Genomic DNA, 15,527 nt, shown 5'->3' on the forward strand with positions numbered 1-15,527 from the left:
GGCTCGTCTGCCCGCCAAAACGGGAACCCCCTGAAAAGGTAGTGTGAAACGTCAGCTGCCCTGCGGCACCAGCCGCGGCCCCTTGCGCGCCACCTGCTGACCCGGCTCGAAGCGGGCGTTGGGTGAGCGCACGGTGCTGATTTCGCCTTGGGCGTCCTTCACTTCATACGCAGTTTCCGTGAGACCAGCAGCTTGCTGAATCGAACCGCCGGCAAAAAAACCGGCGCCAGCACCGACCAATGCGCCAACAGGCCCACCCACTGCGCCCACCATCAAACCGGTCAGGGCACCGTAACCTTTGCCGGCGGTGGTATCAGGCACTTCGCGCACGACCTGGTCGGCCATGCACAGGGGGGAAAGCAACAGGCAGAGCGTGAATCCGAGGGGAATGGAGTGAGACATGGCAAATTCCTTCTTCGAGTCAACGCCATATCCAAATCACAAAGCATGCCACTTAAATAATCGTTTTATATCAATAGGTTAATCTTACGAGTGTCATACTGACCACAGCAAAATAGAGTCAGTATGACTACGTCGAAGTCACAATGACTTGCTCCAGGTCAAAAGATTGCAGCCTCGGAGTACCTTGATGTTTTCCCCCGCAACTGGTCGCTTTCCATCAAACCACCCACCTCTCTGCCCCCTGGTCAAGACACAAGCGGGCTTGCCCGCGAAAGCGGACTGTCCTGCAACGCTTCGCCATCTGATCCTCTAGGAACAAACCACCTGACGACCGGCAGCAAAAACCATTTGCCACAAAATATTACATACGTCATATTACAACCATCATAAATGACCACCGCTCCAACAGGTAATTCTCCATGACCAGCATGCCCACCGTTGAACCCGACCTGGCTGCCCCGGTGACTGCCGCCAAACCTCCCCTGCTCAAACGCCTGCTGCTGCCCACCGTGGGTATCGCGGCACTGGTTTTGGCCGGTGTGTATGGCGCGCATTGGTGGAGCGCCGGGCGTTTCATCGAGGAAACCGACGACGCTTACATCGGCGGCGACGTAACGGTGATCGGGCCGAAAGTGGCGGGCTATATCGACGAAGTGCTGGTGACCGACAACCAGAAGGTCAAGGCAGGCGATGTGCTGATCCGTCTCGATTCGCGCGACTACCGTGCCAACCTGGCCAAGGCCGAAGGCGCAGTGGCCGCCCAGGAAGCCTTGCTGGCCAACCTCGACGCCACCGAACAACTGCAACAGGCCGTCATCGGCCAGGCCCGCGCCGGCATCGATGCCGCCGGTGCCGAAGCCGCCCGCTCGCGCGATGACGATGCCCGCTACAAAAAACTGGTGATCACCAACGCCGTCTCGGTGGAAAGCGCCCAGCGCGCCAATACCACGTTCAAGACGGCCCAGGCCCAAAGCAACCGCGCCCAGGCTGAATTGCTGGCCGCGCAACGCCAGTTGAATGTGATCGACACCCAGAAACAACAGGCCCGGGCCGCCTTGATCCAGGCCAAGGCCGAGCGCGATCTGGCGCAATTGAATGTCGGCTACACCGAACTGAGGGCACCGGTTGACGGTGTGATCGGCAATCGTCGGGCACGGGTTGGCGCCTATGCCCAGGCCGGCTCGCAATTGCTCTCGGTGGTGCCGACCAGCGGTCTGTGGGTCGATGCCAACTTCAAGGAAGACCAACTGGCGCGCATGCTGCCGGGTCAACGGGTGGTGATCCATGCCGACGTGCTGTCGGGTCAGGAGTTCCACGGTCACCTGGACAGCCTCGCCCCCGCCAGCGGCTCGCAATTCAGTGTGTTGCCGCCGGAAAACGCCACCGGCAACTTCACCAAGATCGTGCAGCGGGTGCCGGTGCGCATTCACCTCGACCCGGCCGACAGTGTGCTCGGTCACCTGCGTCCGGGGTTGTCGGTCACCGCTGAAGTGGACACGCGCAAGGAGCCTGAAGCGCCAGTCGTGGCCAGCGCGCCATGAGCCGCGCCCTCACCGCCCCGGCGCAGCCGTTCAATGCCGCGAACATGGCCACGGCGACCAAGGTCTTCGCCTTCGCCAGCATGTGCATCGGCATGTTCATTGCGCTGCTGGATATCCAGATTGTCTCGGCTTCGTTGCGGGACATCGGCGGCGGGCTCTCCGCCGGCACCGATGAAACCGCGTGGGTACAGACCAGTTACCTGATCGCCGAAATCATCGTGATCCCGCTGTCGGGCTGGCTCTCCCGGGTGTTTTCCACGCGCTGGCTGTTTTGTGCGTCGGCGGTGGGCTTCACCCTGACCAGCCTGCTGTGTGGCGTGGCCTGGAACATCCAGAGCATGATCGCCTTCCGCGCCCTGCAAGGCTTTCTGGGCGGTTCGATGATCCCGATGGTGTTCACCACGGCCTTCGTGTTCTTCAACGGCAAGCAACGAGTCATCGCTGCCGCGACCATCGGCGCGGTGGCGTCCCTGGCACCGACCCTGGGGCCGGTGATCGGTGGCTGGATCACCGACATCTCGTCCTGGCACTGGCTGTTCTACATCAACCTGGTCCCCGGCATCTTTGTCGCCGTGGCCGTGCCGATGCTGGTGAAAATTGACCAGCCGGAACTGTCGCTGCTCAAGGGCGCGGATTATCTGAGCATGGTATTCCTGGCGCTGTTCCTCGGCTGCCTGGAATACACCCTCGAAGAAGGCCCGCGCTGGAACTGGTTCAGCGACCGCACGATTCTGACCACCGCATGGATCAGTGGCCTGGCCGGGCTGGCTTTTATCGGCCGCACCTTGCACGTGGCCAATCCGATTGTCGATTTGCGCGCCTTGAAGGATCGCAACTTCGCCCTTGGCTGCTTCTTCTCGTTCGTTACCGGCATCGGCCTGTTCGCCACGATTTACCTGACGCCACTGTTCCTCGGCCGGGTGCGGGGCTACGGTGCGCTGGACATTGGCCTGGCGGTTTTCTCCACCGGGGTGTTCCAGATCATGGCGATTCCGCTGTATGCCTTTCTCGCCAACCGCGTCGATCTGCGCTGGATCATGATGACCGGCCTGGGGCTGTTCGCCTTGTCGATGTGGGATTTCAGCCCGATCACCCATGACTGGGGGGCCAAAGAATTGATGCTGCCGCAAGCCTTTCGCGGAATTGCCCAGCAACTGGCGGTACCGCCCGCCGTGACGCTGACCCTTGGCGGCCTGGCACCAGCAAGGCTTAAACATGCATCAGGGTTGTTCAATCTGATGCGCAACCTGGGTGGGGCTATCGGCATCGCCGCCTGCGCGACCATTCTCAATGACCGCACCAACCTGCATTTCACCCGGTTGGCGGAGAACCTCAACAGCACCAACGAGGCGCTCAACCAATGGCTGTCCCAGGTCGGCAACAACTTCGCCGCCCTCGGCCAGAGCGGTGACGCCGGGGTCACCGCCAGCCTGCATCAGCTATGGTTGTTGACCTACCGCGAAGCCCAGACCCAAACCTACGGCGACGCGTTTTTGATGATCATGGCCTGTTTCATCATCGCCACGGCGATGGTGCCCTTGATGCGCAAGGTGCAACCACCGGCCGCACCGAGTGCCGATGCGCATTGATGCTTGTGCGAGTCAGGCCTGAGGCGTTTTGCGAAAACCTACGGCCAGACGGTTCCAACTGTTGATGGTGCTGATGGCCACGGTCAGGTCGACCATTTCCTTGGGCGAGAACTGGGCGCTGACCACTTCGTAGTCTTCATCCGGAGCATGGGTCAGGCTGAGCTGGGTCAGGGATTCGGTCCAGAGTAGCGCAGCGCGTTCGCGCTCGGTGAAGAACGGTGCTTCGCGCCAGGCTGTCACGGCGAACAGGCGGCGCGGGGTTTCACCGCCCTTGATCGCATCGGCGGTGTGCATGTCGATGCAGAAGGCGCAGCCGTTGATTTGCGAGGCACGCAGCTTGACCAGTTCGATCAGGTTTTTTTCCAGCGGCAATTTCGAAACCGCTGTTTCCAACGCGATCATCGCTTTGAGGGCGTCAGGCGAGGCAGTGTAGAAATCGATACGGGGTTTCATGGCGTGCTCCAGGGCAAGTGGGTGTGTCACTACGTTAGTCCCGCGGCCGGTTTACACAAATAGCCAATATTTCAGAAGTCGAGGAGGCCACTGGCGGTGGCTACTTGAAGGAAAGTGCTATTTGAGAACTGCTCGCGATCCGCGCAGCGGCCATTCACACCCGATTGCGCAACCATCGCAGGAAGCCCTTTTTCTCCGCCACCACCGGCAGGTCCTGAGTCAGGGTTTTCGCTTTTTGCAGCCGGTAATCGAGCAAGGCTTTCATTGTTTCGTTGATATCGTGACGGGCATCCAGGCACGGCTTGAGGTATGACTTTTCGATGCGGTACAGGCCACAGAATGTCTTGGCGGTAAACTGCGCAGGCAGCGCACTGTCGGTGAGAATACCCGCCTCGCCGAACACCTCCCCCGGCCCCATGCGTCCGGATTCGTATGGCGCTCCGTGACGCATCAAGGTCACCGAGATCACGCCGGATTCGATAATGAACAAGTGATCGCTGACCTCCCCCGCCTCCAGGATCACCTCCCCGGCGCGAAAGGTTTGCAGAGTCATGTTCTGGCTGAACGTGTCTTTCTCTTCCTGACGCAGGGTGGAGAAAATCGGCGAGCTATCCAGCAATGCCCGTTTGCGTGTCGAGTGGATCGGCGGGCTGGGCTCCACGCTCGACAACAAATTGACCCCGGATGCCTGCAAGTGCCGATAGGCCAGGTCGTACAGCTGGTTGCGCACTGAACGTTTCTCGTCCATCGACGCGACAAAACCGCTGATTTCGTAGACCGCTCCGGTGTTGCTGGCGGTTTTCAGGCCGACGTTTGGCGACGGTGTATCGAGCAACGCACGACAACCTTGAATGGCCCGCTCCAAGGCATCGATCACCGTGTTCGGCCTCGCGTGGGGGCTCACTTCCAGGGAGACGGAGATACCGAACATGTCGCTCGGCCTGCTGAAATTGATGATCTTGGCCTTGGCCGCCAACGAGTTGGGAATCACGGCCATGCAGCCCTGGGAGGTTTGCAGGCGTGTGGCGCGCCAGTCGATGTCGGTCACCTTGCCCTCCATGCCATCGATGGATATGTAGTCATCCAGTTGGTAGGGTTTGGTGGTGTTGAGGACGATCCCGGAAAACACGTCACTGAGGGTACTTTGCAAGGCCAGACCGACAATGATCGCCAACGCACCGGACGTCGCCAGCACACCCTTGACCGGCAGATCGAGTACATAGGCCAGGGCGGCAATGATCGCGATCAGGAAAATCACCGCGCCGAGCAAATCCTGGAGCAACCGCCCGGTATGCCCGACCCGCTGCATCATCACCGCGCCGATCAGCACGGTCAGGGTCCGCGCGCCGAACAGCCACCAGCCGATCTGCAAACCGGTGGCTGCCAGATGCAAGGGTACGTTGTCGGCCCAGGGCGGTGGCTCCATCGGATTCAGGCCTTCATTGAACAGCAGGAGGCTGAACAACGAAAAAATCACCACCCGCACCAGCTGCCTCCAGCCACTGCCAACGGCGCTGAGCAAGTACCACAACCCAAGATCGATCAGGATCAGCGCCATTGCGCAGATCAGTGGGTGTTCAGTGAGCAATGACAGCATCAAGCAACTCCAGCCAGGGTCAATAACGCGAAGATCGCATGGATTGGCCATAGTGTAGGAGCAATTGATTTCGCTGGATGAGCGTATCTGGCTGGACACACTGAAAAACCTGTGGGAGCGGGCTTGCCCGCGATGGCGATCTGACAGTCAACATTGCAGCGACTGATCGATAGCATCGCGGGCAAGCCCGCTCCCACAGGGGGGATGAGTGATGCCGAAGTTACTTGCTGTTGGCCAGCGTGCTGTAGCTGGTCATCAGGTTGCGGTAATCCGGAATATGGTTGGAGAACAGTGTGCCCAACCCTTCGATGTCGTTGCGCCAGTCGCGGTGCAGCTCACAGGCCAGGCCGAACCAGGTCATCAGTTGCGCGCCCTGAGCGGTCATACGGCTCCACGCCGATTCACGGGTCAGCTCATTGAAGGTGCCGGACGCGTCGGTGACCACGAACACGTCAAAGCCTTCGGCCAGCGCCGAGAGGGCCGGGAACGCCACGCAGACTTCGGTCACTACGCCGGCGATGATCAGTTGTTTCTTGCCGGTGGCCTTGATCGCCTTGACGAAATCCTCGTTGTCCCACGCATTGATCTGGCCAGGACGAGCGATGTACGGCGCGTCCGGAAAGAGTGCCTTGAGCTCGGGCACCAGCGGGCCGTTGGGGCCGGTTTCGAAGCTGGTGGTGAGGATGGTTGGCAACTTGAAGTACTTGGCCAGATCGGCCAGGGCCAGCACGTTGTTCTTGAAACGATCCGGATCGATGTCGCGCACCAGTGACAGCAGTCCCGCCTGATGATCAACCATCAAAACCGCGGCGTTGTCCTTGTCGAGACGCTTGTAGGAAGTGGTCATTGCAGTAATCCTCGCGTGTTATCGATGCCGAGTGAAAATCGGCGTGGGGGGGTAACCGGTTAGCGCCGGGAGTCCAGCACTTCGTGTTCGTTCGCCACTTGCTGAGCCTTGAGGTAACTCTCGATCAGCAATTGATAATGCGGCATGGCCTGGGCGTAGACAGCGGCCCACTGCTCGGCATCCGGACGGTTCCACGAGCCTTGCAGCTCAGAGAGCGTAGCCATGATGTCGATCGGCACCACCCCGGCCTGGGCCAAACGGGCAACGGTCAGATCAGTGGCCAGTTTCGAGTGATTGCCGGAGGCGTCGACTACGGCGAACACCTTGTAGCCTTCATGCACGGCGGCGATGGACGGGAACGCCAGGCACACGCTGGTCAAAGTGCCGGCAATCACCAGGGTTTTCTTGCCGGTGGCCTCGACCGCCGCGTGAAACTCCGGGTTGTCCCAGGCGTTGATTTCACCCTTGCGCGCCACATATTGCGCATGGGGCGCGGCCTGGTGGATTTCCGGAATCAACGGTCCGTTCGGTCCTTGTGGAACGGAAGCCGTGGTGATCACCGGCATCTTCAGCAGGGTCGCGGCCTTGGCCAGGGCAATGGCGTTGGCGCGCAGTTGTGGTACGTCCATGTCCTTGACGATCTGGAACAGTCCGCTCTGGTGATCGATCAACAGCATCGCGGCGTCGTTGGGGTCGATGGTGGGTTTCTGGCCATCGAAGTTGGCAGCATTGACAGTGTTCATATGCGTTTCCTCTTTCTTTCAGGCAACAGCCATCCCTGGCCTTGGATCGGCCTACGCATCCTGTGTAGAGCGGGTTGTTGAAACGAAACGGGTTAAGCGTGCATCCGGCCGAAGCGACCGGACTGGAAGTCGGCGAAGGCCTGGTGGATTTCCTGCTCGGTGTTCATCACGAACGGCCCGTGACCGACGATCGGCTCATCGATCGGCTCGCCGCTAAGCAACAGCACCACCACGTCTTCGCTGGCTTCGAGGGTCAGCTGATCACCCTTGCGATCGAACAGAGCCAATTGCCCCTGGCGCACCGACTCCAGGCCATTGACCTGAACCGTGCCACGTAAAACCACCAGTGCGGTGTTGCGCCCTTCATGCAGATCCAGGGTGAGCAACTTGCCGGCATTCAAACGGATGTCCCACAGGTCGACCGGGGTGAAGGTGCGCGCCGGGCCCTGGCGGCCGTCGAACTCACCGGCGATCAGGCGCAGGCTGCCGGCTTTGTCCGGCAAGGCGATGCTCGGGATGTCGCGGTCGAGGATCGTCTGGTAGCCGGGGTCGGCCATCTTGTCCCTGGCCGGCAGGTTGACCCACAGTTGCACCATTTCCAGGGTGCCACCGCTCCTGGCGAATCCTTCGGAGTGGAATTCTTCATGCAGGATGCCCGAGGCGGCGGTCATCCATTGCACGTCACCGGGGCCGATCTTGCCGCCACTGCCGGTGGAGTCCCGATGCTCCAGTTCGCCCTTGTAAACGATAGTCACGGTTTCGAAGCCACGATGCGGATGCTGACCAACGCCACGTCGTTCGGTGGTCGGGGTGAATTCAGCGGGGCCGGCATGATCCAGCATCAGGAACGGGCTGATGTGTTTGCCCAGGTTGTCGTAGGAAAACAGCGTGCGAACCGGAAAACCGTCGCCAACCCAATGGGTCCGTGGACTGGTGTAGATACCGATGATGTTTTTCATGGTGTCTCCTGGTGAGGTGAGTGAAGCCATGGACAAAGCTTAAAAGCGTGACCTTTGCTGCGCTAGACTGCAAAAATCGGCTTTAGCGTTCTATATGGAGAACGATGGTGGAAGACCTCAACACCCTCTACTACTTCACCCAAGTGGTGGAACATCACGGTTTCGCGGCGGCGGGCCGGGCACTGGACATGCCCAAGTCCAAGCTCAGCCGACGCATTGCCGAACTCGAAGAGCGGCTGGGTGTGCGCCTGCTGCACCGCACCAGCCGGCATTGCTCTTTGACGGAAATCGGCCAGGCCTACTACCAGCGCTGTCTGGCCATGCGGGTAGAGGCGGAAAGCGCCGCCGAACTGATCGAGCGCAACCGCTCCGAGCCTCAGGGCCTGGTGCGTGTCAGTTGCCCGACGGCGTTGCTCAACTCCTGGGTCGGGCCGATGCTGACCCGCTACATGCTCAAATACCCGCTGGTGGAGTTGTTCATCGAGAGCACCAACCGCCGGGTCGACCTGATCCACGAAGGCTTCGATATTGCGTTGCGGGTACGTTTTCCGCCGCTGGAAAACACCGACATGGTGATGAAGGTACTGGGCAACAGCACCCAGAGCGTGGTTGGCAGTCCGGCCTTTTTATCGCACCTGTCGACACCGGCCTCCCCGGCCGACCTCAGCGGTTTGCCGAGCCTGCACTGGGGCGCGGCGCAGCGCGAATATCAGTGGGAACTGTTCGGCGCCGATGGCAGCACGGCGATGATTCGTCACGCACCGAGAATGGTCACCGATGATCTGTTGGCCTTGCGCCATGCGGCGGTTTCCGGGATCGGCATCGTGCACCTGCCCAGCGTGGTGGTGCGCGACGAAATTGCCGCCGGTCAACTGGTGGAACTGGTACCGGGCTGGGCACCGAAAAGCGGAGTCATCCATGCGATCTTTCCCTCACGTCGGGGGTTGCTGCCGTCGGTGCGCACGTTGATCGATTTTCTTGGGGAGGAATTCAGCCGTAGTGATATTGCTTAGGGGTGGGGGTAAGGCTTTAGACCGAGTCGCCCCCATCGCGGGCAAGCCCGCTCCCACAGGGATTTACTGCGTCCACAGCATTTGTATACGACCCCGATCGTTGTGGGAGCGGGCTTGCTCCGGGCGGCGTTCCGACGATGGCGCCAGACCAGACACCTAAAATACATCTGTCTGACCTGATTCTTGACCTCCGGTAAACATTGCTTTGCCGCTCCAGCGGTTTTTCTCACGGATGCAGGCGCGGATACTGCCGCCCATTCCCACTGCAACCTCTGGAGTCATCAATGTCCATTCCCGCCTTCGGCCTGGGTACGTTTCGCTTGCAAGGCCAGGTGGTCATCGATTCGGTGAGCACCGGCCTGGCGCTCGGCTACCGGGTGATCGATACCGCACAAATCTACGAGAACGAAGCCGACGTCGGCGAGGCTATCGCTGCCAGCGGCATTGCCCGTGAAGAACTGTTCATCACCAGCAAGATCTGGGTCGCCAACCTGGCCGCTGATCGCCTGATCGACAGCCTGAAGGAAAGCCTGCGCAAACTGCAGACCGATTACCTGGACCTGACCCTGATCCACTGGCCGTCGCCGGAAGATCAGGTACCGGTTGAAACGTTCATGGGTGCACTGCTCGAAGCCAAGCGCCTGGGCCTGACCCGACAGATCGGCGTGTCCAACTTCACCATCGACCTGATGCAACAAGCGATAGCGGCCATCGGTGCCGAGCACATCGCTACCAACCAGATCGAACTGCACCCGTACCTGCAAAACCGCAACGTCGTCGCGTTCGCGCAGAACCAGGGAATCGGCATCACGTCATACATGACCCTGGCCTACGGTGAAGTCCTCAACGACCCGCTCATCCAGCAGATCGCCGAACGCCTGCAAGCGACGCCGGCTCAGGTCACCCTGGCCTGGGCCATGCAATCGGGTTACGCAGTGATCCCCTCTTCCACTCGTCGGGCCAACCTCGAAAGCAACTTGAAGGCTCGCGAGCTGACCTTGAGCGAAGCCGACATGGCATTGATCGCAACGCTGGATCGCGGCCATCGGTTGACCAGCCCTAAAGGCATCGCACCGATCTGGGATTGAGCCTCAATCCTGCCCGATACTCTGGTCCAGGCGGGTCATGGCTTGCTGCAACTGGTCGACGGCGTCGTCGATCAGTGCCGCATGGCCATCATGGCACGCCCGCTCCAGTCGTTCGCAACACTCGACCAGGCCAAGCGCTCGCACCATCAGCGCCCCGCCCTTGATCCGGTGCGCCAGTTCCTGCAATCCGGGACGATTGCCGCCGGCGTGCAAAGCCAGCAAATGCACGCGATCCTCGCGATTGGTCAGCGCCAGATCGAGCATCAGTTGATCGATCAGCTCACGGTCCGAATTCGCATAGCGCTCCAGCCCACTCAAATCGAACTCGGCGAAGCCATGGTCGTCAGTTGCCGCTGAGGGTGCGTTGGAAAACCGCTGTGCCAGCCACGCCTGCAAATCCACCAGGCGAATCGGTTTGAACAGGCAATCATCCATGCCCGCCGCCTGACACCGGGCCTTCTCCTCGGCCTGCGCATTGGCGGTAAAGCCCAGGATCAGCGTCGAAGCCAGCCCCTGCAAGCGCTCTTGCTCACGTATCGCGCCCGCCAGTTCATAACCACTGAGCACCGGCATGTTGCAGTCGGTAATGACCAGGTCGAACCCATCTGCGCGCCACTGTTCAAGCCCCTGGGCCCCGTCTTCGGCCAGCACCACATGATGACCCAGGTAGCTCAGCTGCCGCGAGAGCAACAGGCGATTGGCCGGATAATCGTCGACCACCAGAATCGATAACGCCCGGGTCGTGAGCTGCGCCTGATCCTGGGACATCCCCGCCACGGGTAGTGCTTGCAGGGCGGGCAGCACCAGGCTGATGTCCACCCTCGTCCCGCGCCCAGGCTCACTGTCGAGCTGCAACTGGCCGCCCATCGTTTCGCACAGGGTACGACTGATCACCAGGCCCAGGCCGGAACCCTGCCGGGCGGACTGCTGACTGTTGCCTGCCTGCACGAAAGGGCTGAACAGGCGTTGCTGGTCGAAAGCGCTGATACCGATGCCGCTGTCTTCGATCTGTACGCTGACGGCGAGATGCGCCGGGGCTTGAGGCTGCACTCGCAGGGTCAGGCTGACCTGGCCTTCACGGGTGAACTTGATCGCATTGCTCAGCAGATTGGACAGCACTTGTTTGAAGCGCGTGGGATCGAGCATCACGTCGCGGTCACTGTGTTCGTCGAGCTCGACCCGCCACTGCAGATTTTTCTGCATCGCCAGCCCTTCGAAAACCCGGCAGACCGACGTCACCAGCGCGTGCAGATTGACCCGCTCCGGTACCAACGACAAATGCCCGGATTCGATTCGGGCGACGTCCAGAATGTCGCCGATCAAATCCAGCAATTGCTGCCCGGCGTTGGACGCGACCTCGATGGCGGCGCGGTCGGTCACGCCTTCATCGGCCCGTTTCAACGCCAGTTCGAGCATGCCGATCAATGCGTTCATCGGCGTACGGATTTCATGGCTCATGGTGGCCAGGAACGTGGTCTTGGCCCGGTTGGCGTCGTCCGCCGCGTCCTTGGCTTCCTGCAATTGCCCGAGCAATTGCTGACGCTGGCGAATCTGACGCCGCTGCCAGACGATCCCGGCCAATGCGAGCAACAGCAAGACACCCGCCACCGCAAACGCCTGCACGATCGTCTGCCGGTGTCGCAGCCAGTAACTCTGCTCGACCATCGAGTCATAGCGCCAGGGTTGGGTCAGCTCATCAATTTCTTCGGGAGGGATGCTCAATAGCGCCTTGTCCAGAATCGAATGCAGTTCGGTGGCCTCGCGACTGGTTGCCAGGGTGCTTCGGGCGGGGTCGGTGCCCACGGTGCTGGTCACTTGCAGGCGGTCGCGATACTGCCGGGAAATCAGGTAACGGGCGCTGATCAGCGAGTTGATGCCGCCCTGGGCCTTGCCCTGGGCGACCATTTCCATGGCGTCCGTCGACAGTGGTGCATCCACCGGCCGGATCAGCGGGTGATGCTGGCGAATGTACTCGCCGACAACGTTGCCCTGGGTCAGCGCCAGGGTTTTTCCCGCCATGTCATCCAGTGTCCTGGGGCTGTCCGCGGCCGCGCGGGTCACCAGCACCGAAGGGCTGCTCAGAAACGGCCGGGTGAACAGCAGTTCGTCTTCACGCTGGGAACTGAGGCCGATACCGGCCAGCACATCGATCTGCCCGCTCGTGATGCCGGTCATCATTTCGGCCACCGACTTCATGCCCCGGATGTCAAATTGCAGCCCGGTACGCGAACTGATTTTCGTCAGCACATCGACGCCAATACCGCGAAATTTGCCTTCGCTGTCGATGAAGGTAATCGGCGGAATGTTTTCGTTGATCGCCACCCTCACCCGCGGGTGGCGTTCGAGCCAGCGCTGTTCGGCCACGCTCAATTGCAATGACTCGGTACCCGGGATAGATACCCCGTTTGCCCCCCAACGACGCAGGATATTCATTTGTTCATGGGGGGTGATGGCCGCCAGCGCCTTGTTGACGATGCGCAATAGCGAAACATTGTCGCGGGCCATCGCAAAGGCAAAACGTCCGGATTCCATGGGCGAGAAGTCCGTCAGGCGCACGTTGTTCAGGTAGTTCCTGCTGATCAGATAATGGGCATTGATCGCATCGCCCAGATAGACATCGGCCTGGCCGAACGCCACGGCGCCCATCGCCGCCAGTGTCGAGGGAAACAGCTGGACCTGCGCCTTGGAATAGAACTGTTGCACGCTGTATTCGGGCAAGTAGTGATACAGCATCACCAACCGCTTGCCGGCCAGTGTCGGGTCGAGCACCGGAGGGAAATCGGTACGCGTGACCAGCACCGGCTGATCGACCGCGTAGGCGCCGGACATCTGCAATTGTGGATCTTCGGCTTCAAATCGATTGGCCGTTCCCAGCAGGTCCGCTCGCCCGTCCTTGATAGCCTGCACGGCGTCGGCCCGCGACGCATAACATTGGACCTCAATGACAACGTTCAACATTTGTTCGAGCAACCCGGCGTAATCGGCTGTCACGCCTTCGAATACCTTGCCCGCCGTGTTGAACTCGAAGGGGGGATAGTCCGGCGCCGAGACAGCCAGCACCAATCGGCCTTTTTGCTGAAGCCAGCGCAGCTCGGTTTCCGACCACCCGACGCTCAGCCCCTCGACACTCGAGCGCCCCAACAAGGTCAGCGACTGTTGCGCACAGACTGTCGATGCCCATAGAAGCAGGCCAGTCAGCACCCAACCTGCCAGTCGCCTTGGAGTGTTCATTCAGATCAAATGATTGCGCAGGGCGAAATCCCTCAAGTGCACCGACGAACTCACGTTGAGCTTGAGGGTGAGTCGGGTCTTGTAGGTACTGACCGTCTTGTAGCTCAGGTGCATGATCTCGGCGATTTCCAGGTTTTTCGAGCCCCGGGCCAGGTACTGCAGAATGCTCAACTCACGATTGGAGAGCTTGTCGATCAACTGTTTTTCACTGCGCTGCAAATCCCCCATCGACACGGAACTCGAGGGGATCTGGGCGAAATAGGTGTAGCCGGACATCACCGAATTCACCGCCGCCTTCAAGTCATCCAGGTCCTTGCTCTTGGAAACATAGGCCACAGCCCCGGCCCGCATGCAGCGGTCCTGATAAAACTGGGCCTCCAGCGAGGTGAACACCACCACGCGACATCGCGTGTTTTCGGCCTTGATACGCTCCATCACTTCAAGCCCCGCCACACCGGGAAGGCCCAGATCAAGCAACACGACATCCGGTTGATGCTCCCGGATCAACGACAAGACCTGATCGCCACGGGAGGCCTCGTAAATCTGCTTGAACCCTTCACCCTTGAGTACGAGTTTGATCATGGAGCGAACCACCGGATGATCTTCCACAATCAATGCTGACTTCATGACAACTCCCGTGCAAAACAACACGTTCGGGCAAAAAATGCCCTCCAGGCACCGCAGCGCTGGGCACAACGCTGCGCATAGACTCTGGCATGGAAGGCTGGAAGGAACTACCTGACAGAAATGACAGTTCCGACGAACGGTAACCGACAATCGACGGCGCTCATCAACTGCGTGATTGACGCCAGGTCAGGCAGAGCGGCCTGGCTGACCTGGACTTTGCCTGAGACTGGCGGCAATGGCGCCTGTTGTTCATTGAAAATAAGTGCGTGATGAACCTGCGGGTTGTCGGCAAGAAAATTGAACAGGTCCAGCGCACCGTTGGCCATCGCCCCATTGACGAGCACCAGATCCAGAGGCGCGCACCCGTACTCCACCAGAGGAAGGAGCTCGTCGAGACTCTGCACCGGTGCCACCCGAAAGTAGCCGAGCTGGTTGAACAGCCGCTCGATCCGCAGGCGGTTGAAGTGCTGTGTATCGGCGATCAGGATGCGCAAGGATTTGTTCGGCAAGGTGACCTCCAAAAGGATGTCGGTTTCAAGAGGTCGCAAAGCCTACGGAAGACCACCCTAGGTTTATGTAGGAATATTCCTAAATACATGTGGGTTAGTCTGACTCTTGCCAGGGAAACCCAAGCGAGCTTCGCCCCCTGAAGCCCTGGTCTTTACTCCGTGGTACTCGGACTCCAGAACGCCTGCACCACCAGGGTCGACATCGAAATACGTGCCACCAGCGCATCCAGCTCATCACCATCGACCGAGGTGGTCGCCAGGGTGGCTTCGATTTCAATTTCATCCGTGCCGAAGGCATGCACATCGACATCGCTGGCCGGATAGTTGCTGCGCTCCAACTCGGCTTCGAGCAAGGCCAGCACGGTTTTTTGCTGCGTACGCCGGGCGATGACATAGACGATGTTGGTGACTTCCGCCGAAATCACATCCAGCGGCTGACGGTTGATGTTGTTGACGATCGGCCGCAGCAAGGTGTTGGCCGCAAGCACGAACAGCGTGCCGAGCAACGCTTCGGCCAGCAGGTCGGCACCGGCGCAGGCACCGACTGCCGCCGAGGTCCAGAGGGTCGCGGCGGTATTGAGGCCGCGTACATTGCCCTCCTCGCGCATGATCACCCCGGCACCGAGAAAGCCGATGCCGGAGACCACATACGCCACGACCCGCACAGCGCCTTCAGCCCCGCCGAGACGGTTGGCCATGTCGACGAAAATCGCCGCGCCCACCGCCACCAGCACATTGGTGCGCAGGCCGGCGGTGCGCTGCCGGTACTGACGCTCGAAACCGATCAGGCCACCGAGGATGAAGGCCGCGCCGAGGCTGACCAGGGTGTCGAGCAGCGAAGTCAGGTTGAGGTTGTTGATGGCTTGCATATGAAGCTCCTTGAAAAAACACGGCCCCCTGTAGGAGCGAGCCTGCTCGCGATGACTGA

The 15,527-nt window shown here is 60.3% G+C and carries 14 protein-coding genes; 4 read left to right on the forward strand and 10 right to left on the reverse strand.

The features are described from left to right. Positions 1–51: 51 nt before the first annotated feature. Positions 52–402 (reverse strand): hypothetical protein, encoded by a 351-nt coding sequence (locus tag PMI31_RS08785; protein WP_008017562.1) that lies wholly within the window; start codon positions 400–402, stop codon positions 52–54. A gap of 419 nt (positions 403–821) precedes the next feature. Here PMI31_RS08785 and PMI31_RS08790 point away from each other — a divergent pair, with 419 nt between their 5' ends. Together PMI31_RS08790 and PMI31_RS08795 are read left to right on the forward strand one after the other, a co-directional pair. Beyond that, positions 822–1,943, forward strand: coding sequence for an HlyD family secretion protein (locus PMI31_RS08790; RefSeq protein WP_008017563.1), 1,122 nt, complete (start codon positions 822–824; stop codon positions 1,941–1,943). Next, the gene (locus PMI31_RS08795) at positions 1,940–3,532 is read left to right on the forward strand and encodes a DHA2 family efflux MFS transporter permease subunit (protein ID WP_008017564.1); all 1,593 of its coding nucleotides are present in this window, start codon (positions 1,940–1,942) and stop codon (positions 3,530–3,532) included. The genes PMI31_RS08790 and PMI31_RS08795 overlap by 4 nt, the downstream gene beginning before the upstream one ends. Positions 3,533–3,544: 12 nt before the next feature. Here PMI31_RS08795 and PMI31_RS08800 read toward each other — a convergent pair whose 3' ends face one another. The 5 genes from PMI31_RS08800 to PMI31_RS08820 all read right to left on the reverse strand — a co-directional run bounded on the left by PMI31_RS08800 (position 3,545) and on the right by PMI31_RS08820 (position 8,131). Next, positions 3,545–3,985, reverse strand: a complete 441-nt coding sequence (locus PMI31_RS08800) for a carboxymuconolactone decarboxylase family protein (protein WP_008017565.1) — start codon at positions 3,983–3,985, stop codon at positions 3,545–3,547. 154 nt (positions 3,986–4,139) lie between these two features. Next, entirely contained in the window at positions 4,140–5,582 is a 1,443-nt protein-coding gene (locus tag PMI31_RS08805; protein WP_008017566.1) for a mechanosensitive ion channel family protein, read from the reverse strand. Positions 5,583–5,802: 220 nt separating this feature from the next. Next, positions 5,803–6,429: an isochorismate family cysteine hydrolase YcaC gene (ycaC, locus tag PMI31_RS08810; protein ID WP_008017567.1), complete on the reverse strand. Its 627-nt coding sequence runs from the start codon at positions 6,427–6,429 to the stop codon at positions 5,803–5,805. A 59-nt stretch (positions 6,430–6,488) separates the two neighbouring features. Then, positions 6,489–7,172, reverse strand: a complete 684-nt coding sequence (locus PMI31_RS08815) for an isochorismatase family protein (protein WP_008017568.1) — start codon at positions 7,170–7,172, stop codon at positions 6,489–6,491. A gap of 92 nt (positions 7,173–7,264) precedes the next feature. Next, complete coding sequence (locus PMI31_RS08820; RefSeq protein ID WP_008017569.1) at positions 7,265–8,131, reverse strand: pirin family protein; 867 nt, start codon at positions 8,129–8,131, stop codon at positions 7,265–7,267. A gap of 104 nt (positions 8,132–8,235) precedes the next feature. Between PMI31_RS08820 and PMI31_RS08825 the strand changes: the two genes are divergently transcribed. After that, the gene (locus PMI31_RS08825) at positions 8,236–9,144 is read left to right on the forward strand and encodes a LysR substrate-binding domain-containing protein (RefSeq protein WP_008017571.1); all 909 of its coding nucleotides are present in this window, start codon (positions 8,236–8,238) and stop codon (positions 9,142–9,144) included. A 284-nt stretch (positions 9,145–9,428) separates the two neighbouring features. Further along, the gene (gene dkgB, locus PMI31_RS08830; RefSeq protein WP_008017573.1) at positions 9,429–10,232 is read left to right on the forward strand and encodes a 2,5-didehydrogluconate reductase DkgB; all 804 of its coding nucleotides are present in this window, start codon (positions 9,429–9,431) and stop codon (positions 10,230–10,232) included. Positions 10,233–10,235: 3 nt separating this feature from the next. Here dkgB and PMI31_RS08835 read toward each other — a convergent pair whose 3' ends face one another. The 4 genes from PMI31_RS08835 to PMI31_RS08850 all read right to left on the reverse strand — a co-directional run bounded on the left by PMI31_RS08835 (position 10,236) and on the right by PMI31_RS08850 (position 15,468). Then, positions 10,236–13,463, reverse strand: coding sequence for a transporter substrate-binding domain-containing protein (locus PMI31_RS08835; protein WP_043302297.1), 3,228 nt, complete (start codon positions 13,461–13,463; stop codon positions 10,236–10,238). Next, positions 13,464–14,090: a response regulator transcription factor gene (locus PMI31_RS08840; RefSeq protein ID WP_008017575.1), complete on the reverse strand. Its 627-nt coding sequence runs from the start codon at positions 14,088–14,090 to the stop codon at positions 13,464–13,466. Between the two features lie 107 nt (positions 14,091–14,197). Continuing rightward, a complete protein-coding gene (locus PMI31_RS08845; RefSeq protein ID WP_008017576.1) occupies positions 14,198–14,599 on the reverse strand; it encodes a hypothetical protein in 402 nt (133 codons plus the stop codon). 152 nt (positions 14,600–14,751) lie between these two features. Continuing rightward, a complete protein-coding gene (locus tag PMI31_RS08850; protein WP_008017578.1) occupies positions 14,752–15,468 on the reverse strand; it encodes an MgtC/SapB family protein in 717 nt (238 codons plus the stop codon). Between the last annotated feature and the right edge of the window lie 59 nt (positions 15,469–15,527).

This window comes from Pseudomonas sp. GM55 (assembly GCF_000282395.1).
GTDB classification, from domain to species: domain Bacteria; phylum Pseudomonadota; class Gammaproteobacteria; order Pseudomonadales; family Pseudomonadaceae; genus Aquipseudomonas; species Aquipseudomonas fluorescens_CC.